18 protein-coding genes are annotated in these 20,626 nt (G+C 69.4%); 4 read left to right on the forward strand and 14 right to left on the reverse strand.

Going from position 1 to position 20,626, the window contains the following annotated elements; all coding sequences use genetic code 11:
• Nucleotides 1–87: 87 nt before the first annotated feature.
• From BUE42_RS16975 to BUE42_RS17025, 11 genes are all read right to left on the reverse strand, one after another.
• Nucleotides 88–465 (reverse strand): helix-turn-helix domain-containing protein, encoded by a 378-nt coding sequence (locus BUE42_RS16975; protein WP_073466333.1) that lies wholly within the window; start codon nucleotides 463–465, stop codon nucleotides 88–90.
• Between the two features lie 11 nt (nucleotides 466–476).
• A complete protein-coding gene (locus tag BUE42_RS16980) occupies nucleotides 477–782 on the reverse strand; it encodes a type II toxin-antitoxin system HigB family toxin (protein WP_073466335.1) in 306 nt (101 codons plus the stop codon).
• A 67-nt stretch (nucleotides 783–849) separates the two neighbouring features.
• Nucleotides 850–1,704 carry a MurR/RpiR family transcriptional regulator gene (locus BUE42_RS16985; protein WP_073466337.1) on the reverse strand — a complete coding sequence of 285 codons (855 nt, stop codon included), beginning with the start codon at nucleotides 1,702–1,704 and terminating at the stop codon, nucleotides 850–852.
• 75 nt (nucleotides 1,705–1,779) lie between these two features.
• A complete protein-coding gene (locus BUE42_RS16990; protein ID WP_073466340.1) occupies nucleotides 1,780–2,592 on the reverse strand; it encodes an SDR family NAD(P)-dependent oxidoreductase in 813 nt (270 codons plus the stop codon).
• A 2-nt stretch (nucleotides 2,593–2,594) separates the two neighbouring features.
• The gene (locus tag BUE42_RS16995; RefSeq protein WP_073466342.1) at nucleotides 2,595–3,347 is read right to left on the reverse strand and encodes an SDR family NAD(P)-dependent oxidoreductase; all 753 of its coding nucleotides are present in this window, start codon (nucleotides 3,345–3,347) and stop codon (nucleotides 2,595–2,597) included.
• Between the two features lie 7 nt (nucleotides 3,348–3,354).
• Nucleotides 3,355–4,284, reverse strand: coding sequence for a branched-chain amino acid ABC transporter permease (locus BUE42_RS17000; protein ID WP_073466344.1), 930 nt, complete (start codon nucleotides 4,282–4,284; stop codon nucleotides 3,355–3,357).
• Nucleotides 4,285–4,297: 13 nt separating this feature from the next.
• Nucleotides 4,298–5,587, reverse strand: coding sequence for an ABC transporter substrate-binding protein (locus tag BUE42_RS17005; RefSeq protein WP_083614211.1), 1,290 nt, complete (start codon nucleotides 5,585–5,587; stop codon nucleotides 4,298–4,300).
• A gap of 10 nt (nucleotides 5,588–5,597) precedes the next feature.
• Nucleotides 5,598–6,929, reverse strand: a complete 1,332-nt coding sequence (locus tag BUE42_RS17010) for an ABC transporter substrate-binding protein (RefSeq protein ID WP_083614212.1) — start codon at nucleotides 6,927–6,929, stop codon at nucleotides 5,598–5,600.
• A 41-nt stretch (nucleotides 6,930–6,970) separates the two neighbouring features.
• Nucleotides 6,971–7,882, reverse strand: a complete 912-nt coding sequence (locus tag BUE42_RS17015; protein ID WP_073466346.1) for an NAD(P)-dependent oxidoreductase — start codon at nucleotides 7,880–7,882, stop codon at nucleotides 6,971–6,973.
• Nucleotides 7,883–7,901: 19 nt separating this feature from the next.
• Nucleotides 7,902–9,893 (reverse strand): bifunctional 5-dehydro-2-deoxygluconokinase/5-dehydro-2-deoxyphosphogluconate aldolase, encoded by a 1,992-nt coding sequence (iolC, locus tag BUE42_RS17020; protein ID WP_073466348.1) that lies wholly within the window; start codon nucleotides 9,891–9,893, stop codon nucleotides 7,902–7,904.
• A complete protein-coding gene (locus BUE42_RS17025; protein ID WP_073466350.1) occupies nucleotides 9,890–10,804 on the reverse strand; it encodes a MurR/RpiR family transcriptional regulator in 915 nt (304 codons plus the stop codon). Before BUE42_RS17025 ends, iolC begins: the two co-directional genes overlap by 4 nt.
• A 126-nt stretch (nucleotides 10,805–10,930) precedes the next feature.
• On the opposite strand from BUE42_RS17025, the gene BUE42_RS17030 reads away from it, so the two are divergent.
• Genes BUE42_RS17030 through BUE42_RS17045 form a run of 4 tightly spaced genes read left to right on the forward strand, consistent with a single transcriptional unit; the run spans nucleotide 10,931 to nucleotide 14,065 of the window.
• Nucleotides 10,931–11,959, forward strand: a complete 1,029-nt coding sequence (locus BUE42_RS17030) for a branched-chain amino acid ABC transporter permease (protein WP_073466353.1) — start codon at nucleotides 10,931–10,933, stop codon at nucleotides 11,957–11,959.
• 3 nt (nucleotides 11,960–11,962) lie between these two features.
• On the forward strand, nucleotides 11,963–12,706 hold the full coding sequence (locus BUE42_RS17035; protein ID WP_073466355.1) for an ABC transporter ATP-binding protein: 744 nt from the start codon (nucleotides 11,963–11,965) through the stop codon (nucleotides 12,704–12,706).
• Nucleotides 12,703–13,428, forward strand: coding sequence for an ABC transporter ATP-binding protein (locus BUE42_RS17040; RefSeq protein ID WP_073466357.1), 726 nt, complete (start codon nucleotides 12,703–12,705; stop codon nucleotides 13,426–13,428). The genes BUE42_RS17035 and BUE42_RS17040 overlap by 4 nt, the downstream gene beginning before the upstream one ends.
• 4 nt (nucleotides 13,429–13,432) lie before the next feature.
• Nucleotides 13,433–14,065: an ATP-binding cassette domain-containing protein gene (locus BUE42_RS17045; RefSeq protein ID WP_073466358.1), complete on the forward strand. Its 633-nt coding sequence runs from the start codon at nucleotides 13,433–13,435 to the stop codon at nucleotides 14,063–14,065.
• A 183-nt stretch (nucleotides 14,066–14,248) separates the two neighbouring features.
• On the opposite strand, the gene BUE42_RS17050 is transcribed toward BUE42_RS17045, so the two are convergent.
• Genes BUE42_RS17050 through BUE42_RS17060 form a run of 3 tightly spaced genes read right to left on the reverse strand, consistent with a single transcriptional unit; the run spans nucleotide 14,249 to nucleotide 20,467 of the window.
• The gene (locus BUE42_RS17050; RefSeq protein WP_159445437.1) at nucleotides 14,249–14,818 is read right to left on the reverse strand and encodes an SCO family protein; all 570 of its coding nucleotides are present in this window, start codon (nucleotides 14,816–14,818) and stop codon (nucleotides 14,249–14,251) included.
• A complete protein-coding gene (locus BUE42_RS17055; RefSeq protein WP_083614213.1) occupies nucleotides 14,818–15,294 on the reverse strand; it encodes a hypothetical protein in 477 nt (158 codons plus the stop codon). Before BUE42_RS17055 ends, BUE42_RS17050 begins: the two co-directional genes overlap by 1 nt.
• A gap of 25 nt (nucleotides 15,295–15,319) precedes the next feature.
• Complete coding sequence (locus tag BUE42_RS17060; RefSeq protein WP_083614214.1) at nucleotides 15,320–20,467, reverse strand: putative Ig domain-containing protein; 5,148 nt, start codon at nucleotides 20,465–20,467, stop codon at nucleotides 15,320–15,322.
• Nucleotides 20,468–20,626: the final 159 nt, after the last annotated feature.

Below are 20,626 nucleotides of genomic sequence, written 5' to 3' on the forward strand. Positions count from 1 at the left end.
TCAATCGGGGACGGGATGGGTGGTGCACCGGCCGGCCGGTGGATGACCGATCGGCGCGGTGTCAGACCGAAGAAGGCTTGCAGCCGCCTATGCAACCCACTTGGGCATCGGTTGAATCAGGGTTTCAGCAGGGATTCCGAGTTGCGCGTGCAACCGCTGGATCATCGACAAGGTCAGCGGGCGCCTGCCGGAGAAGACTTCGTAGACCCGGTTCGACTTTCCGATGATGGGTTCCAGATCCTTGACCGTCAGGCCGGCCTGCTCCATGCGGAACTTGATCGCCTCGACGGGGGTTGGCGGCGCGATGGGGAAGTGCCTGGCCTCATAGGCCTCGATCAGCGTCACCAACGCGTCGAAATGAGCACCGGCCTCGCTGCCGGGCTTCGGCTCGTCATCGAAATAAGGTTCGACCTGCTTCAGCGCTGCCTTGTAGTCAGCCTCCGTGCGGATCGGCCTCAGCGTCATTGCTGCTTTGCTCATGGGTCCAACTCCACCGTCACAACGTCAATCGCATCGTACTGTGCGTGCGTCCCGACAAACTTGATGTAGACCGCCCGGAGCCTGTAAGCCACCGCAACGACGAGCCGATAGTCATTGCCCTTGATGTTGAACACCACGCGGTTCTTGGCAACGAAACTGGCGGTCACGTAGCGCCGCTTGATGTCTTGGGGCGAGGTCCAGTCGGCATGACAGACTTCTGCGTACCAAGCCTGCAGTGCCTCCCTGCATGCCGGGTGTTTCCGCCAGAAGTTCGCCAACGATTGTTTGCTGATCACGCGCACAGATCGGACTATAGTCCCATCGTGGGACTATTTGCAAGCGGCCTGTGCCGCAGGCCCACGAACGCCCTCAGGTGCGAGGCCGCGTTCCCTTCGCGCCTTTCCCCGCCTCCGCCAGCTGATGCCCCGCCCCCACCACCAGCGCCTGCGACAGGCACAGCGGCGCGACCAGCGAGCGGAACGGCCGGTCGGACGCCAACCCGAGTTCAAAGCACACCGTCGCCGACGGCTTCAGCGGCGACAGCGCGCTGTCGGTGATCGCGATCACGCGCACGCCGCGTGCGTGCACCGACGCGGCCGCGTCGACGACTTCCTGCGAGTAGCTGTGGAAGCTGGTCGCGATCAGCAGCTCGCCGCGCTCCAGGTTGCGCAGCGATTCGTTCAGCATGCCGCCCACGCCGTCGAGCAGGTGAACCCGCAGGTCGAGCTGGCTCAGCGCGTAGGCCAGGTAGCAGGCGACCGGAAAGGCCCGCCGCTGCGCCAGCACGTGCACCCGCGGCGCGGTGCACACCAGCTTGATCGCCGCGGTGAGGTCGGCGGCGCGCACGCTCTCTTCGAGCTGGCCCAGCTCCGACACCGCCTCGGTGACGAACTGGCTCAGCAGCCCTGCCCCCTTGGCGGTCGGCTGCCCCTGGCGGCGCTGCCGGTCGATGCGCTCGCGGTAGCTGCTCGAGCGCTCGACCAGGTGCCCGCGGAACACCTGCTGCATCTCGGAGAAGCCCTTGAACTCCAGCGCGTTCGCGAAACGGATCAGCGACGAGGGCTGCACCTTCGCCGCCTCGGCCACCGCCGCCACCGTGCCGAGCGCCAGCTCGTTCGGCTGGTCCAGCGCATAGCGCGCGATGCGCTGCAACTGCTGCGGAAGTTCAGGGTAGGCCGCCTCGATCGCGGCCTTCAGTTGCTCGTAGTTCGTCGCCCGGGTCATCCATGAAACTTATCATGAACAAACGTTCTTTCCGGCCCGGTGCAACCACAATCATTCGACGCTCTGCCGACGGATCTACTGCGTTGCCGTCAGCCCGCCATCCAGGTACAGCACCTGCCCCGTCACGAAGCTCGCCCCCGGCCCGCAGAAGAACACCGCGGCACCGGCCACGTCCTGCGGCTCCGCGACCCTCCCGAGCGGAATGCGCCCGAGGATGTGCTCGCGCGTCGCCGGGTTGGCCAGCCAGTGCGCGCCCATCTCGCCGCGCACCACCGTCGGCGCGATGCCGTTGACGGTGATGCCGTGTGCCGACAGCTCGACCGCATGCTGCCTGATCAGCATCACCAGCGCGCCCTTGGTCGCGCAGTACGCCGAGTAGCCGCGGTCGCGCATGCCCAGCTGCGCGCGCACCGACAGCAGGTGCAGCTGTCGCCCCGGCGCCCGGCCGGCCGCCACCGCGTCGACCTGGTGCCGCGCCGCCGCCTGCGCGAGGAACATCGCGGCCTTCAGGTTGACCTGCACGACCTCGTCGAACGCGTCCTCGCTGACCTCGGCCAGCCGCTCCTCGCGCTGGATGCCGATGCAGTTGACCAGCAGGTCGAGCGCGCCGAAATGCCGCGCGACCGCGTCGACCGACCCGCGCACGCTGTCGACCGAATGCGCGTCCATCGCGAGGCCCAGCGCGTCGCCGCCGCCGGCGCGCAGCGATGCGGCCAGGCTCTCGGCCTTTTCCGCGCTGCGCCCCGAGACCGCGACGCGCGCGCCGGCCCCCACCAGCGCGCGTGCGATCGCCTCGCCGATCCCCCCATAGCCGCCCGGCACGTAGGCCACGCGCCCCTGCAGGCCGAACAGGTCGGCCAGCCCCCACGCTGTCACTGCTTCGCTCATCGTCAATCCATCAACAGTCCGCCGTTCTGGTCCAGCACCTCGCCGGTGATGAACCCCGACAACGGTGATGCAAGAAAGCTGACGGCATGCGCGAACTCCTCCGGCTCGCAGAAGCGGCCGACCGGGATCTGCTGCAGCAGCGCCTGCCGCTGCGCCTCGTTCAGCTGCTCGGTCACCATCGGCGTGCGCACGTAGGCCGGCGCGATCGCGTTCGCGGTGACGCCGTGCGCCGCCAGCTCGCGTGCCAGCGAGAAGGTCAGCGCACTCATCGCCCCCTTCGACACCGAATACGCCGTGCCGGCAGTCAGCCCTCCGGTCTTCGCGGCCAGCGAGCTGGTGTTGATGATGCGGCCCCAGCGCCGCGCCTTCATCGCCGGCACCACCGCCTGCGACCACAGCATCGCGCCGTCGAGGTTGGCGCCCAGCACGCGGTGCCATTCGGCGATCGAGGTGGCCTCGATCTTGTTGTTCGACAGCACGCCGGCGTTGTTGACCAGGATGTCGACCTCGCCGAAGCGCTCGCGCACCTGCGCATGCGCCGCGCGCACCGACTCGGCCTGCGAGATGTCGCAGGCCACCGCCAGCACCGCGTCGCCGTGGCGCGCCGCGAGCGATTCCATCGACGCGAGCGACAGGTCGACCATCGCGACGCGGCAGCCATCGGCGCGCAGCGCGTCGACCACCGCGCGGCCCATCGTGCCGCCGGCACCGGTCACCAGCGCGAGCTTGCCTTCCAGAGGGGTTGAAGTTTTCATGTATTGCTCATGTATCGAGAACACTCTTCTTGCCGAACAGCCCGCGCGAGCGAAACGTGACGACGCCGATGAACAGCAGGTACATCGACATCAGCGACCATTCGGAGGCATACGCCCCCGTGAGACCGGTGACCAGGCCGACCAGCAGCCCGGCGATCACCGCGCCCCACAGCGAGCCGACGCCGCCGAGCACGATGATCAGGAAGGCCGGCACCACCGCGTCGACACCCACCTGCGGCCGGATGCCCCAGATCGGCGCCATCACGACGCCGGCCAGCGCCGCGAGCGCGACGCCCAGCGCGAACACCGCCGAGCGCAGCCGCGACAGGTTGATGCCGAGCGCGCGCACCATCTCGCTGTCGTGCGCGCCGGCCTTGATGATCGCGCCATACGGTGTGCGCTCCAGGAACAGCCACAGCGCCGCGATCGCGAGGATCGCGAAGCCGCTGGCGAACACACGGTAGCGCGAATAGATCAGGTCGCCCATCAGGAACGCCCCCGAGATCGCCTGCGGCAGCGGCATCTGCTGCTCGTTGCTGCCCCAGGTCAGCCGGATCAGCTCCTCGATCAGCAGCGCCGCGCCGAACGTGAGCAGCAGCCCGTAAAGCGGGTCGCGCCCGTAGGTGCGGCGCAGGCAGGCCTCGAGCACCAGCCCGACCAGCCCGACCACCAGCGGCGCAGCGAACAGCGCGATGCCATAGCGCGTGCCCAGCGGCAGCGCCATGTAGGCCGCCTGCGCCTCGGGGAACCAGCCGAGCTTCGGTGCCAGCAGGAACAGCGCGACGTACATGCCGAGCGCGAACAGCGAGCCGTGCGCCAGGTTGATGGTTTCCATCACGCCGACGATCAGCATGAAGCCGAGCGCGATCAGCGCGAACAGCAGGCCCAGCGTGATGCCGTTGGCCAGGTGGGGAATGAGCGATAGCAGCGTGTCCATGGTGTCTCGGGATTCAGGTTTCGTACGAAGGCGTTGCCGCCAGCGGTTCGAGCTTGCAGGCCTGCGCGCTCTCGGCGTCTTGCACCTCTTCGGGCCGGATGCGCGCGAGGATGCGGAACAGGTCGTCGGGCTGGGTCGGCATCGAGTTGTAGGCGGCGACGTACACCGTCTGCTGCAGCTGGTGGGTGTGCGGGTTCATCCACGCGTCGAAGTGCTGCATGCGCTCGGCGGCCGGCACGCGCAGGGTCTCCAGCTCCGCGATCAGCTTCAGGTTGTTCGTCGTGCCGGTGCGCTGGACCGCGCGCAGCAGCTCGCGCGTGGCCATGTAGCCGTTGAAGAACACGTTGCCGGGCACCTTGAGCCGGTACTCCGGATGGGCCTGCCGGTAGCGCGCGACGAAGTCCGGCACGCCGGCCAGCCCGAGCCGCCAGTACCAGGTGGTGCCGAAGATGCCGAACAGCGCCTGCCGGCCCAGGCCGTAGACGTCCGGCCAGTCCTGCTGGTTGTTGATCCAGCCGACGCTGCGGTCCATGCCGGCTTCCTGCACCTGCTGGCGCAGCGTCTTCTGGTCGTCGCCCCCCACCGCGGTGGCCACCACGCCAGGGTTCAGCCGGCGCAGCTTGGCCAGCACCGGCGCGAAATCGCGCGTGCCCTGCGGCACCAGCAGCTCCTCGACGATCTGCCCGCCGTTGCCCTCGACGATCCGGCGGATGCCCTTGGCCGTGTTGTGGCCCCACAGGTAGTCGCTGGTCACCAGCGCCCACTGGCGGCCGAACCCGGTCATCGCGCCCTTCACCACCGAGGTCGAGAAGTTGGTGCCGTTGGCGTCCCAGACGAACTTGACGCGGTGGCATTCGGCACCCGCCTCGCTGGGCGAGCTGGAGTTGCTGTTGAAGTAGACGCAGCCGTACTTCTGCGCCACGCGCGACATCGCGCTCGCGACCCCCGAATGCACGCCACCGATCAGGAACGCCACCTCCTGCTGGCGGATCATCTTCTCGGCCACGGTGACCGCGACCACCGGGTCGCCCGCGGTGTTCTCGTGCACCGTCTCGATGCGCCGCCCCAGCACGCCGCCGCGCTCGTTGAACTCGGCGATCGCCATGCGCATGCCGAGCTGCTCGTCCTGCCCGCTCGCGGCGTACTGCCCGCTGTCGTCGGTGGCCAGCCCGATCAGCAGCGGCTTCTTCTGCTTCGCCTGGGCCCACGCATGCTGCGTGGCCCAGGGTCCGGCGAAGCCCGCCACGGCAGCCGCGCCCGGTGCGAGCACCAGGCGCCGGCGGCTCGGTGAGTGCGCGTGCATCACCGGCCTCTCACTGCTGGTACGAAGGCGTGGCGTCGTAGCTCTCGAGCTTGCAGGCCTTCTGCGCGTCCGCATCGACGACCTCCTTCGGATCCACGTTCGACAGGATCTTGAAGATGTCGTCCTTCTCGGCCGGCGTCTCGTTGTAGCTCGCCATGTAGATGGTCTGCTGCACCTGGTGGGTCACCGGGTCCATCCACGCATCGAAGTGCTGCAGCCGGTCGCGCGCGGGCATCTTGCGGCCTTCGAGCTTCTTGATCACCGCGATGTTCTGCGTGGTGCCGGCCTCCTCCACACAGCGCAGCAGCTCGCGCGTCGCCATGTAGCTGTTGTGATAGACGTTGCCCGGCACCTTGATCGCCATGCCCGGGAACTGCTTCTGGTAGGCCGCGACGAATTCCTTCACGCCCGGCAGGTCGAGGCGGTAGTACCAGGTGGTGCCGAACACGCCGAAGATCGATTCCGGGCCGAGCCCGTACACGTCGGGCCAGTCCTGCTGGTTGTTGATCCAGGCCATGCTCTTCTGCAGGTTCAGCTGGATGACCTGCTGGCGCAGCGCCTTGATGTCGTCGCCGCCGATCGCGGTGGCCACCGCATTCGGCTTCAGCTGCTGCAGCTTCAGCAGGTACGACGAGAAATCGCGGGTGTTCTGCGGCACCAGCAGCTCGTCGACGATCTTGCCGCCGTTGGCCTCGACGATCGCGCGCGTCGCGGCCGACGTGGTGCGGCCCCACACGTAGTCGTTGGTCAGCAGCACCCAGTTCTTGCCGTTCACCTTGATCGCGTTCTTGACGATCGCGTGCGCGAAGTTCGTGCCGTTGCCGTCCCAGACGAACTTGACGCGGTGGCAGTCCTTGCCGGCCTCGGTCGGCGAGCTGGAGTTGGTGTTCAGGAAGATCGTGCCGTACTTCTGCGCCACCTGCGAGATCGCGTTGGCCACGCCGGAGTGCAGCGCGCCGACCAGGAAGGCGACTTCGTTGCGCGTGATCATCCGTTCGGCGATGCGCGAGCCCGAGGCCGGCGTGGTCTCGGTGTCCATGTGCAGCGCCTCGATGCGCCGGCCCAGCACGCCGCCCTTGTCGTTGTATTCCTTGATGGCCATCATCGCGCCGAGGCGCTCCTCGCCGCCGCTCGCGCCGTACTGGCCCGACGCATCCATCGTCAGGCCGATGACCAGCGGCTTGGCCGTGGCCGCCTGGGCCCAGACGCGGTTGTGCGCCCACGGGCCGAAGAAGGCGGCCGGCGCGGCCGCGGCGATGGCGCCGGCCTTCAGCAGGCTGCGTCTTGCCGTATCAGGTGCGCCGGTATCGATCGTCTGAACTTCTTTCGTCGACTTGTCCATGCTTGTCTCCAGGGTTGTTGTGGTGTGAGGCCTGCGCTCGATCAGCGCGGAATGATCTGCACGTTGTTCAGCTTCTCTTGCGCCTCCAGCAGCGACGCGATGAACTTGTCGCCCAGGCCCAGGTTGCCGGCCTGCACGAAGCTCTGGTGCGCCGCCTCGGCGACGAAGCTCGTCGTCGGCAGCATCTCGGTCAGGTGGGTGTAGTAGCGCAGGTCCTTCTGCGCATTGCCGATCGCGAACTTCAGCCCGGTCAGGTCGCCCTGCAGCGTCTTGCCCAGCATCATCTGGAAGATGCCGGAGTTGACGCCGCCGGCCGAGATCACGTCGAACAGCTTCTGCAGCGACAGCCCGCTCTTCGCGGCGGTGGCCACCGCCTCGGCGATGGCGGCCGCGGTCGTCATCGCGAGCATGTTGTTGATCAGCTTCAGCACATGGCCGTGCCCCGGCGGGCCGACGTGGAAGATGTTCTCGCAGAAGGCCGCGAGCACCGGGCGCACGCGCTCGAAGTCGGCCGGCTCGGCGCCGACCATCGTGTTCAGCCGGCCCTCCTCGGCCTCCTTCGGGGTGCGGGCGAGCGGCGCGTCGATGAAGGCGACGCCGCGCGCCGCGAAGTCGGCGCGGATGCGCGCGGTGGACGCCGGCTCGGCGGTCGAGGTGTCGATCACCGTCAGCCCCTTCGCGGCGGCCGCCAGCAGGCCCTCGCTGCCGTAGACGATCTCCTCCACTTGCGGCGAGCCGGTGACGCAGATGATCACCACGTCGCTCGCGACCGCCACCGCGGCGCGCGACGGCTGCTCGCTCGCGCCGGCGTCGAGCAGGTCCTGCAGGTTGGCGCGGTTGCGGTGCGCGACGAAGCTCACCGGAAAGCCCTTGGCGAGCAGGTTCCTGGCCATGCCGTGGCCCATCATGCCTAGGCCGATGAAGCCGACGCGGGGGTTCTTGTTTGCAGTCATGGTGTTTCCTTGGTTGGGGTCAATTGACGAGCGAGCCGCTCGCGCATTCGGCGCGGGCCTCGGTCCAGAACTCGATCAGCCGCTGGTAGCTGGCCGCCACCTGGTCGACGACAGCCGCATCGTCCAGCGTGCCGGCGAACCAGCCGTGCGCGGCCTCGGCGAACAGCGAGCGGCCGACCGCGAAGCCCTTGCACAGCGGCTGCGCAGCCGCTGTGCGGAAGCCTTCGCGCAGCGCAGCTTCGCTCGCCTCCATGCCGAGCAGGAGCACGCCGCGGCACAGCGGGTCGTTCGACGCGATCACGTCCCCGATGTGGCGCCACGCGGCCTCGCTGGCGGGCGGGGGCAGCTTCCACCAGTCGGGCCGAATGCCTGCTGCATAGAACTGGCGCAGCGCGCGCGCCAGCGTCTCGTCGTCGGTCGCCATGCCGCGCGGCGGGATCACCTCCAGCAGCAGCTCATGGCCGGTGGCGTTGCAGGCCTGGGCCAGCGGGCCGACGCTCGCGACCTGCTGCGCCGCGAGCCCCGCTTCATCGTCGGGGTGGTGGTAGACGAGGCACTTCACCACATGCTCCTGCGGCCAGGTCCGAAGCGCGAGGCCGACGTTGCAGCCGTCCTCGAAATCCAGCGGCCGCGAGCCGGGCAGCTCGACCGGCCGCGCCACCCACAGGCCGACGCCGGTCAGCGGCGGCAGGATCTGCTCGCCGAAACGGCCGTCGAGGATCACGCCGGCCTCGGGGAAGGGCTGGCCCGGGTGGCGCAGCGGGTGCGCCGCACGGGCTGCCGCATGGCCTTGCGCCGCGGCGCGCGCGACCAGCGCCTTGAACTGCGGAATGCGCTCGCGCGGCGTGCCGTGCTTCGCGGCGATCTCCTCGAACTGCGAGCGGTGGTCGAAGGCCAGCACCGCGAGGCCAGGCCAGGCGCGGTGCCGCGTCGACGCGCGGTGCAGGTGCTCCAGCTTCGCGTCCTCGCGCAACCGCTGGTGGCGCGAGCCGTGCGCGAGGAAATGGCTCAGCTCGACCCAGCTGGGCATGGCCGGCGCGCAGCCATGCCGAGACACGACGATGGCGCCACAGGCATTCGCATAGCGCAGCGCCTGCGGCAGCGGCTCGTCGCGCACCCAGCCGCGCAGCAGCCCGGCCATGAAGGCATCGCCGGCCCCCAGCACGTTGAACACCTCGACCGGGAAGCCCGGGCCGGCGACGCCGTCGTCGAGCCGCGCCGGGATCGCACCGTCATACGCCACGCAGCCCATCGGCCCGCGCTTCATCACGATCAGCGCGGTCGAGAGCGCGCGGATGCGGCGCAGTGCGGTCGCGCTGTCGTCGCTGCCACCGGCGATGTGCACCTCTTCCTCGGTGCCGACGACCAGGTCGCACAGCGGCAGGATCTCCTGCAGCTGCGCGCTGACGTGGGCCGACGCGATGTAGCGCTGCTCGCCCAGGCCCGGCGCGGTCAGGCCCCACAGCACCGGGCGGTAGTCGATGTCGAGCACGACGCGCGTGCCGGCCGCGCGCGCGGCGCGCATCGCCAGCAGGCACGCAGCCCGCGTGCCGGGCCGCGACAGGTGCGTGCCCGAGATCAGCAGCGCGCGGGCACTGGCGATCACCGCCGGGTCGACGTCGTCTTCGCACAGGCCCATGTCGGCGCAGTTGTCCCGGTAGAACACCAGCGGGAAGGTGTCGCGGTCGCGCAGGCCGAGGAAGACCAGCGCGGTCAGCCGCGACGGGTCGGTCTTCAGCTGCGACACGTCGACGCCCTCGGCGGCCAGCGTCTCGCGCACGAAGCGGCCGTTGTGCTCGTCGCCGACGCGGCTCAGCATCGCGCAGCGCAGGCCCAGCCGCGATGCGCCGACCGCGGTGTTGGCCGGCGATCCGCCGAGGTACTTCGCGAAGGTCTGCACGTCTTCCAGGCGCGCACCGAGCTGCTCGCCATACAGGTCGACGGCGGCCCGCCCGACGCAGACCAGGTCCAGCGCGCGGGCCGCCGGCGGGGCGGAATCTCTGACACTCATGCAGCATCTCCATTGAAAAGTCGGGGTCGGGTGGGCGTGCTCCGGGCCGCGGTGCGGCGCTTCGGCGCAGGGCGACCGGTGGCTTTCTCTGCGGCGATCTCGGCCAGCCGGTGCCCTGTCGTCACGACGATGGCCTGCGCGAGGCACAGCGGCGCCACCAGCGAGCGGAACACCTGGTCAGACGCCAGGCCGAGCTCGAAGCACACGCTGGCCGACCGCTTCAGCGGCGACAGCGCGCTGTCGGTGATCGCGATCACCGGCACGCCGGCCTGCTGCGCCGCCTCGGCCGCATCGATCACCTCGCGCGAGTAGCTGTGGAAGCTGGTGACGACCAGCACCTCGTCGGCCGCGATGTTGCGCAGCGATTCGCGCAGCATGCCGCCCAGGCCTTCGAGCAGGTAGGCCTTCAGCTCGAGCTGGCTCAGCGCATAGGCCAGGTAGCTGGCGACCGGGAACGCGCGGCGCTGCGCCAGCACGTGCACCCGGCGCGCCGCGCACAGCAGCTGCACGGCGGCCTTCACGTCGGCCGCGCGCACGCTGTCTTCAAGATGGCCGAGCTCGGCGATCGCCTCGGCCACGTACTGGTTCAGGAAGCCGCCGCTGGCCGCGCCGTCGCCGCTGCGGCGCTGCTGGTTGATGCGCTCGCGGTAGCTGCCCGAGCGCTCGACCAGGTGGCCGCGGAACACCTGCTGCATCTGCGAGAAGCCGTTGAAGCCGAGCGCGTTCGCGAAGCGGATCAGCGACGACGGCTGCACCTGCGCGGCCTCGGCGATCACCGCCACCGTGCCGAGCGCGAGCTCGTTCGGGCGCTCCAGCGCGAAGCGCGCGATGCGCTGCAGCTGCGCCGGCAAGTCCGGGTAGGCGTGCGAGATCGCATCCTTCAATTCGTCGTAGCTCGAGATCTGGCTCATGAGGCTGAACTGTCTAGGGGGAAGCACCGAGTCGCAATAGGAACAAACATTCTTGCGCTCAGAAACTGTAGAACATATATTCCGGCGAGTCCACCGTTCATCACAGTTCATGTCCAGCGTTCCAACATGCTCAGCACCACACGACACGCGCCGATCGCCCCGCTTCCGCTCCTGGTCACGGTGGCGGTGCTCGCCAGCACGCCGCTGTGGTTGAGCCAGGTCGGGCTCTACCAGTACCTGGCGCTGGAAATCATGATCTGGATGCTGTTCGCGCTCGGCCACAACCTGCTGCTGGGCTATGGCGGGCTGCCGTCGTTCGGGCACGGCGCCTACTTCGGCATCGGCGCGTATGCGTTCGGGCTGCTGCAGCTGCGCGGCGGGGCCGGGCTGCTCGCCGGCCTGCTCGGCGCGGTGCTCGCCGCGGCGCTGGCGGGCGCGCTGGTCGGCGCGTTCATCTCGCACCGGCGTGGCATCTACTACGCGCTGCTGACGATCGCGTTCGGCCAGCTCGCATGGTTCGTGGCCGGCAAGTGGCACACCGTGACCGGCGGCGAGGACGGGCTGCTGAACATCAAGCGGCCCGACCTGTCGCTCGGCTTCATCGACCTCTCGCTGAAGAGCAACGAGGCTTTCTTCTACTTCGCACTGGTGGTGTTCGCGCTGGTGCTGGCCGCGCTGTGGCGGCTGGTGCACTCACCGTTCGGCCGCATCCTGCGGGCCATCAAGCAGAACGAGATGCGCGCCGCGTTCGTCGGGCACCCGGTGTGGCTCTACAAGTGGCTGGCCTTCATCATCTCGACCTCGGTCGCGGGGCTGGCCGGCGCGCTGTTCGCGATGGCGCAGCAATCGGCCTACCCGAACGTGATGAGCCTGCACAACTCCGGCTTCGTCGTGATGATGGTGCTGATCGGCGGCGGCCTGGTGAGCTTCTGGGGGCCGGTGATCGGCGCGCTGGTGTTCATCCTGACGAGAGACTTGCTGGGCGCCTACACCGAGACCTGGCTGCTCTGGTACGGGCTGCTGTTCATGCTGGTCGTGCTGTTCCAGCCCGACGGCGTGGCCGGGGCCTGGCAATCGTGGCGCGCGCGCTGCGCGGCCCGCAAGCACACCCCGGCGGCGCACAACGCCGCACTCGCCACCCCGAAGGAGACCTGACCCGTGGCCCTGTTCGAAGCCCATCAACTGCACAAGCGCTTCGGCGACCAGGTGGTGCTGGAAAGCATCACGCTGTCGTTCGAGGAGAAGCAGCTCACCGGGATCATGGGTCCCAACGGTGCCGGCAAGACGACCTGCTTCAACGTGCTGACCGGCCGCTACACGCCCGACCGCGGCAGCGTGCGCTTCGCCGGCGAGGACATCACCGGCCTGTCGCCGCGGCAGATCGCGCGGCGCGGGCTGTCGCGCTCGTTCCAGATCATGAACCTGTTCGACGACGAGACCACGATCGACAACGTGCTGATCGCGCTGCCGGCGGTGCGCGAGCAAGGCCTGTCGATGTGGCGCGACCTCGGCCGCTTCAGCCGCGGGCGCGAGCTGGCGCTGGCGGTGCTCGACCGGGTCGGGCTCGCGGCCAAGGCCTCGTCGATGGCCGGCGCGTTGTCGTATGGCGAGCGGCGCGCGCTGGAGATCGGCGTGGCACTCGCGACCGACCCGCGGCTGCTGTTCCTCGACGAGCCGACCGCCGGCCTCGGCGCCGAAGGCACCGCGCGCGTGGCCGAGCTGATCGCACAGCTGAAGCGCGAGCTGACCATCGTGATCATCGAGCACGACATGCGCTTCCTGTTCAGCCTGGCCGACAAGATCAACGTGATCCACTGGGGCCAGGTGATCGCCGAGGGCACGCCGGCGCAGCTGCGCGACAACCCGTGGGTGCAACGCTCGAACCTGGGGACCTTGTCATGAGCGCCGTGTTGAAACCGCAGCCGGCGATCCTCGAGATCAACGGCATCGAGACCTTCTACGCCGAGACGCAGGCGCTGTTCGGCGTGTCGCTGAGCATCGCGCCGGGCGAGGTGGTGTCGCTGCTCGGGCCGAACGGTGCCGGCAAGACGACGACGCTGCGCTCGATCCTCGGGCTCACGCCGCCGAAGCGCGGCAGCGTGCGCTTCGACGGTGTCGACATCACGCAGGTGCCGACGCACCGCATCGCCGGCATGGGCATCGGCTGGGTGCCGGACGACCGGCGCATCTTCCCGACGCTGACGGTGGCGCGCAACCTGGCGATCGCGCGCAAGAAGACGCGTTTCCGGGCGTGGAGCGAGAAGGAGTGCTTCGAGATCTTCTCGGCGATGGAGTATTTGATGGGCCGCGAGTGCGAAAACCTGTCGGGTGGCGAGATGCAGATGGTCGCGATCTCGCGCGCGCTGATCGGCTCGCCGGGGCTGGTGCTGTTCGACGAGCCGAGCCAGGGTCTGGCGCCGAAGGTGGTGCAGGACGTGATGGCGACCGTCATGCGGCTGAAGCGCGAGGGGGTGGCGGTGCTGCTGGTGGAGCAGAACGTCGAGAGTGCGCTGGCGGTGTCGGACCGCGCGTACGTGATGCACCAGGGCCGCATCGTGCACGAGGGCAGCGCCGCGGCGCTGCGCGGCGATGCGGCACTGCAACGCAAGCTGTTGGGAGTCTGACGAGATGGGCGTACCGATTCTTCATGTCGACGGCTTGCGCAAGCAGTACCGGCGCGGCTGGCCGAACCGGCAGACGACGTTTTCGCTGGAGGCCGATTTCCAGGTCGACGGCCCCGGCATCATCGGCGTGATGGGCGCCAACGGCGCCGGCAAGACGACGATGTTCGAGCTGATCACCGGCGGCAACGCGCCGAGCGGCGGGCGGGTGATGGTGGCCGGGCAGGACATCCACAAGGTGCGCTACCGCGAGCGCGACCGGCTGGCGCTGCACTACCACCAGTCCTACCAGGTGCGCTCATTCAAGCGCGACCGGCCGAACTTCATGCTGGAGCACGCCGGCGCGGACCGCGCGGTGGTGCACCTGTTCGACGAGCCGCAGTTCAACACGCAGGACGGCTACATCGGCTTCATGCTGGAGTTCTTCCGCAAGCTGCGCGGCCAGGGCAAGCTGGTGTTCCTGTGTCTGCACCCGAACGAGCCGGTGCACATGGAGATCCTGGCCGACATCTGCGAGCGCTACATCTTCGTGCACAAGGACGAGAGCCGGGTCAGCCGCCTGATGCATGCGACGACGATGGGGGAGCTGTGCACGCATGCGAGCGTGCGGGGGTATCTGGGGAAGCTCGCGCCGGCCTGAGCGCGCAGCACCGTTCGCCCTGAGCCTGTCGAAGGGTCGCCGCACACGCACCGTTCGGGCTGAGCCTGTCGAAGCGCTGGTTGCAGGCTTCGACAGGCTCAGCCCGAACGGAGACACGCGGACAGGGCTTCGACGAGCTCAGCCCGAACGGGACTTTTCGCTCGACCCGAACGGGCCTTTTCCTCACGCCCGAACGGCCACCCTCTGCATCAGCTTCACCAACTCCTCCGGCTGCGGCATGTCCTCGGTGCGATAAACCAGCCGCGCCTGCCGGTCGAACACGAAGGCCTGCGCGGTGTGCCGGTCGATGCCCGGCGCGCGGCCGCGCAGGAAGTCGAGCAATGGGTCGACATCCTTCAGCTTCGGCAACGCAGCCGCCCAGCGCGTGGACTGCGCGCCGAACTTCGCAAGCCAGGCCCGCATCGCCGGCAGGTCGTCGCCCAGCGGGTCGATCGACAGCGACAGCAGGCGCAGCCCCGCGTTCTCCTTCGCGAGCCGCGCCTGCGCGTCGGCGAACACCGCGCCCTGGATCGGGCAGGTGGCGCTGCAGCCGGTGAACATCAGCTGCACGGCCGTGACCTGGCCCGTGAGCAGCGAGGAAAGCGGCACCGATTTGCCGGCCATGTCCTGCACTGCGAGATCCGGTGCGGACAACGCCGGTTGCACCGGGCCGAAGGCGCTGTGCGCCCTCGCCTCGTGCAACAGCAGTCCGCAGGCGGCCGCGCCGACAAGCCATTCGCGCCGCGTCGTCATCATGTCTCTCCTCCATCGATCAGCCAGGTCCACAGCGCCTTGCACTGCGCATCGTCGATCGCATAGCGCGGCATCTGGCGCGGGATCAGCATGATGGCCGGGTCGATGCCGCTGCGCAGCAGGCGGCAGAAGGAGGCCTCGTCGTAGCGCGATGGCGGCCCGCCGCGGCGCGCGATGGGGCCCAGCAGGCGATCGCGCGTCAGCAGCGGCGCGAACGAGGCGGCGCCCGACGCGGCCTGCGCGGCGCTGTCGCGGGAGTGGCAGTTGGTGCAGCGCGTCGCGACCGGTGGCAGGGGTTGCGCATGGCCGCTGATCGTGCCTGGCAGCGCGACCTCGCCGCGGTACAGCTGGCGGCCGAGGTTCGGCCCCGGCTCGGTTGCGGCGATCGCGGGCCACAGGGCGAGCATCACCATCCACCACCTGTTCGGGTACCGGGCCTTCGACAGGCTCAGTCCGAACGGGGGGTGTGCGGTCATCGCGCCTCTCCGACTTGATTCATCCCTACCGCACCACCACGCTGTACATGCTGTTGCCCCCGGTCGCCACCGGCCCCAGGTTCACCGTCCCGGCCGGGAAGCTCTTCGTCCACACGCTGAAGCTGCGCGCCGTTCCGCCCTCGTCGGTCGTCATCTTCAGCCCGGTGTTCGACCAGCCCGCCATCCACGCCAACGCGCCGGTGAAGCGGTCGTCGACCGTCAGGTACACGTCCGCCGGCTGGTTCAGCGTGAAGCTCACCGTCGGATTGCCGGTGAAGGTCTTCGAATCGTTGGCGGTGCGCAACCAGGGAGAACCCGACAGCACCGTCGGCAACCCGGTGATCGTGAAGGTGCGATCACCGAACTGCAGCGCGCTCGCCTGCAGGTTGGCCTGCACCGACCAGTCCACCGCGTTCGCCGTGTCCAGCACCGACAAGCCACCGATCGTCGCCGCGCTGATCGCATCGTTGCTGTCGTCGATCTGCTGCAGGTAGGCCACCAGCTGGGTGCGCTGCGTCGCCGTCAGGCTGCCCGCCGCGCCGTGCTGGTTGGCCGCATTGGCAGTGGTCAGCACGTCCAGCAGCGTCGCCGCCGAGCCGTCGTGCAGGTACGGCCCTGTCCCCCACGCGCCCTTCAGCGTCGGCGTGTCCAGCCCGGTCAGCGTCTGCCCGAGCCGCTTGCCCGACGACGCCTTGATCGTGCCGACGTTGCGCAGCACGCCGCCGGCACTGTCGGTCACGTCGGTGCCGCCGTGGCAGGCGAGGCAACCGCCCGCGCCGCGGAACAGCGCCTGGCCCGCCACGGCATCGGCCGTCAGCGTGCCGTTCACGTTGCGGTACGGGCTCGCATCGCTGGTCTTCAACGACGCGACGTACGCCGCCAGCGCATCCAGGTCGGCGCTGATGCCCGCCTTGCGGTCGCCCAGCGGCTGCGAGCGCGTGCCGGTGTTGAACTGCGCATCGCTCATCAGCCCGGTGCCGAGCGCGAAGTTGCGGATCTGGCCTTCGAAATCCTGGATCTCGTCGAAGTTGCCGGTCCAGTGCTGGTTGCCCTGCGCGCCGGCATGCCCGCGCAGCGAGATGGTGTTGCGCAGGCCTTCGCCCAGGCCGGTGAAGTCCCAGGTGCGGCCGTCCTGCCCGCCGTCGTTGTGGCACGACGCGCAGCTCATGTAGGCATCGCGCGCCAGCCGCGTGTCGGCTGCGTCGTAGAACAGCTTCTTGCCCGTCAGCACGGTGGCCGCGAGCTTCTCGGTGCCGACGGCGCCGGCATTCGCCAGCAGCGGCAGGTTCAGCTCGCCGAAGTTCACGAGGCGCGCCAGGTCATACACCCCGAGCGTGCGGTCCATGAAGTTGTTGACGTACAGCTTCAGCCCGTCGGCCGACACCGCCACCGCCTGCGGCGCGCGCCCGACCGGGAAGCGGTAGATCTCGGCCTTGCCGACCGGGTCGACCACCGCCACCTCGCGACTGGTCTCCAGTGCGACGAACAGGTAGGCCCCGGTCGGGTGGAACGCCGCGCCGCTGCCGACGCCGGAGTTGTCGTGGTCGATGCGCGCCGCGTAGTCCTCCGCCCAGCCGACCAGGTCGATGCGCGAGCTGATCGCGCGCACCGTGTTCTGGAAGTCGAGGTTGTTGCCGTCGCGCAGCGTGCCGCGCAGCAGGTTGTCCTGCTTGGCCGGCACCCACGCGCTCGCGCCGTCCGGCGAGATCACCGCCGGCGCCAGGTAGTTCGGGATGCCCCGGCCCTGCAGCAGGCTGTCGGGCTTGTCGCTGTGCTGCAGCACGACGGTGCGCTCCACCACCAGCGCTGCCGTCACGACGACCACCTCGCCGCCCTTCTTGACACCGCTCACGGCCGTCTGCACGGCGGCCGTGCCCTCGCCCGGCAGCGCCGGCGAGATGAAGCGCGACACCAGCACGCGGTCGCTCGCCGCCGTGACCGCCACATGCCGCGGGTTCGCGCCGACCGCCACGCTGCCGAGCGTCGCGCCGGTCGACACGTTCAGCTTCAGCAACTGGCCGGTGCCCTCCAGCGCAACATAGGCCGCGCTGCCATCCGGCGCGAACGCCAGCCCGAACGGCTGCGACGCGCGCGGCAAGGCCAGCGTCTGCGCGACCGCCAGCGTGCTTGCGTTGACGATGCTGATCGTCGCGTCGCCCTTGTTGACGACCCACATGCGGCCGTCGGGGGCACGCGCCACGCTGCGCGGCCGCGTGCCGACCGCGATCTCGGCGACCCGCGCATTCGTGCTGCCGTTGAAGACGCTGACGCTGTCGTTGTCCTGGTTGACCAGCCACACGCGCGGCGTCGCGGTGGGCTCCAGCGCGATCGCCGACGACGAGGTCGGGCGTGCCGCGGTCGCCGCCGCATAGACAGCCTGCTTGAAGGTGCGCGAGGTCACGACGTTGTTCGCGTCGATCGCCTCGACCGTCACGTTGTACAGGCCCGGCGAGGCGTAGGTGTGGGCGATCGACGTCGCGGTGGAGTACGCCGTCTGCGCCGTGCCGTCGCCGAAGGTCCAGCGGTAGCGCGTGCCGCTGCCGCCGTTCGACGCGACGTTGAAGCTCACGCTGCCGCCCGACGCCACCGGCGCCGCGGCGACCGGGTCGATCACGAAGGCCGCCGCGCTGACGTTCCAGCCGAACGCCGCGCTCGCGGTGCCGCCGTGTCCGTCGTTGACGCCGACCGTCACCGCGAAGTTGCCGACGGTGGTCACGCTGCCGCTGATCAGCCCGCTCGTCGCGTTGATCGACAGGCCGTTCGGCAGTCCGGTGGCCGAGTACGTGAGCGCATCGCCATCCGGATCGCCGGCGCTGACGCCGAACGACACCGCCTGGCCGACCAGGTTGTTGCGGTTCGCGATCGGCGCGATGGACGGTGCGCGGTCGACCGTCACCGTCTTCTCCGAACTGCGGTCCGGGAAGTCGTTGAAGTTGCCGCTCTTCAGCAGCGACCAGTTGACGCCGTCGTTGCCGATGTAGAAGTTGTAGCCGGCGATGATGCCGTTCAACCCGCCCGCGACCGGCCGCGGCAGGTACTTGAAGCCGCCGATGCCACGCGCCGCGCCGAGGTTGACGATGAAGCGGTGCGGCAGCGGCGCGTTGCCGCCGGTGTACTTGGTGTGCCAGAAGGTTGCGGCATCGCCGTCGATCGCGGCGGCGCCGGAGTTCTGCCCGCTTGCCGCCTCCTGGCTGTCGACCTGCACCGCCCAGCCGGTGCGCGGGATCACCGCGCCGGCCCGGTCGAGCAGGTTGAACTCGGCCATCGAGGTCCAGGCGTTGCCGCCCTGCTCCGACACCGCCTCCAGCATCACGTACTGCACCGTCGCGCCGAGCACCGGCGTGACGTTCCACGCGAGCATCGTGCTGCTGGCTGCCACGTCGTTGCGCGTGCTGACCGTGACGACGTACTGGCCCACCGTGGTCGGCGTGCCGGTGATCGCGCCGGTGGTGGTGTTGAGCGACAGGCCCGGCGGCAGCCCGGTGGCCGACCAGGTCAGCGTGCCGGTCGGCGTGGTGGCGGCCAGCGCCAGGCTCACCGCGCTGCCGCTGATGCTGCTCTGCGTGCCGGGGTTCACCAGCTTCGGCGCGGCGTCGCTGCCGATGCGGATCATCTTCGAGACCGACGGCGTGCCGGCCGCGTTCATCGCGAACAGCATGTAGTAGCCGGGCAGCAGCACGCCGGGGTTCGACGGCAGCGCGAGCGAGTACGCGTTGGTGCCGGTGGTCGTGAACTGCAGCGGGATGCGGCGCTGGTCGTTGTTGACGGTGTGCGTGGTCGAGCCCACGCGCACCAGCGAGAACTGCGCGATCGCGGCGTTTGTCGTCACCGCGATGTTGGTGCCCTGCGTCGCGGTGGCCGGTGCGGTGCCGATCGCCGGGCGGGTCGCGGCGGTGCCGTCGTCGTTCAGCAGGTAATGCGGCGTCAGGATCTGCGCGTTCGCATGGTTGGTCGAGCAGCTGCCGCACAGGCCGCTGCCGGCCGTCAGCACGCGGGCGTCGGGCAGCAGCAGCGCGATGCTGTGGTAGTTGCGCGGCACGCCGATCGGCGGCAGCGGCACGAAGGTTTCGGTGGCCGGGTTCCACAGCTCGGGCACCAGCGCCGAGTTGTCGTCGGACCACGGGTGGCCGAAGCTGTGGCCGCCAATCACCAGCACCTGCCCGTTAGGCAGCACGACGCCGTTGCTGAAGATGCGCGAGTACGCCATCGGCGCGACCTTGCGCACCGAGACGCCGGCGTTCACGTCGATCACGTAGGCGCGGTTGTTGGCGTTCTGCCCTTCGTAGGCCGGCGCGCCGCCGACCTTCAGGATCTTCCCGATGTCGTACATCACCGCGTTGCCGCTCTGGCTGTACGCATCGTCGCCGCGCGTGCCGGCGGGGGTGATGCTGCCGGTGCCACCGTTCGCCTGGGTGTCGATCCAGTTCATGTTGGCGGCCGGGCCGGCGTGCAGCACCTTGCCGTTCGGCGCGGGGAACAGCCACATGTGGTTGTCGGCGCGGAACGCGAAATCGGGGTCGTTGCCGAGCGCTGCATCCACCGGCACGCCGTTGAGCCGCGCCCAGCCGCCGGCGGCGGTCCAGCGCTCGCCGTGCTTGTTGCCGCGCCCGCCGCTCCACGAGCCGCCGAGCGTGAAGACCGAGCCGTCGGCGAGGATGGTGTTGGCGTTGTAGCCACGCGGGATCGTCATCGTCGCGCCGGTGCTCCAGGCGTTGGCCACCGGGTCGTAGATGGTGGTCTTGGCGCTGTCCTTGCCGCCGTTGACGAGGATGCGCCCGTCCGGCAGGTTGGTCGTGCCGGTGCAGAACATGTCGTGGCCGGTCTGCGTGACCAGCGTCTCGCCGGCGGTCTGCGTGGCCGGGTCGAACAGCGTCGTGTAGGTCTGGCCGCTGGGCGCGCCGTCGGTGAAGCGGTCGGACGAGGCCCACAGCATCACCTTGCCGTTCGGCAGCAGCGCGGCCGATGGCGTCACCATCGACAGCGGGATCAGCGGCGTCCACTGGCCGGCGCCGGGTGCGGCCACCGCGGCGGTGCGCTCGGTGGGCGGCGCGGCGGCGTCGGCAGTCGATGGCGTCGGCGCGGGGTCGTTGCCACCGCCACCACAGGCTGCCAGCAACAGCGCACCAATCAGCGAGGCGCACCGCGGCGCACCGGCTCGGAATGAACGGGTCATGCTTGTCTCCTGCCCGGCACATGCGGTGGCTGCGTGGCCTGCGCTGCACCTTGTCTTTGAACGTATGTTCTATTTTTACATCATGTAGAACATGCGCTCTTTTTACAGCGCCGGCGGGGCGGTGTCAACGCGGGTCGGCCCGACGCGGTGTAACGCCCG

Source organism: Rhizobacter sp. OV335, assembly GCF_900142965.1.
Taxonomy (GTDB): domain Bacteria; phylum Pseudomonadota; class Gammaproteobacteria; order Burkholderiales; family Burkholderiaceae_C; genus Rhizobacter.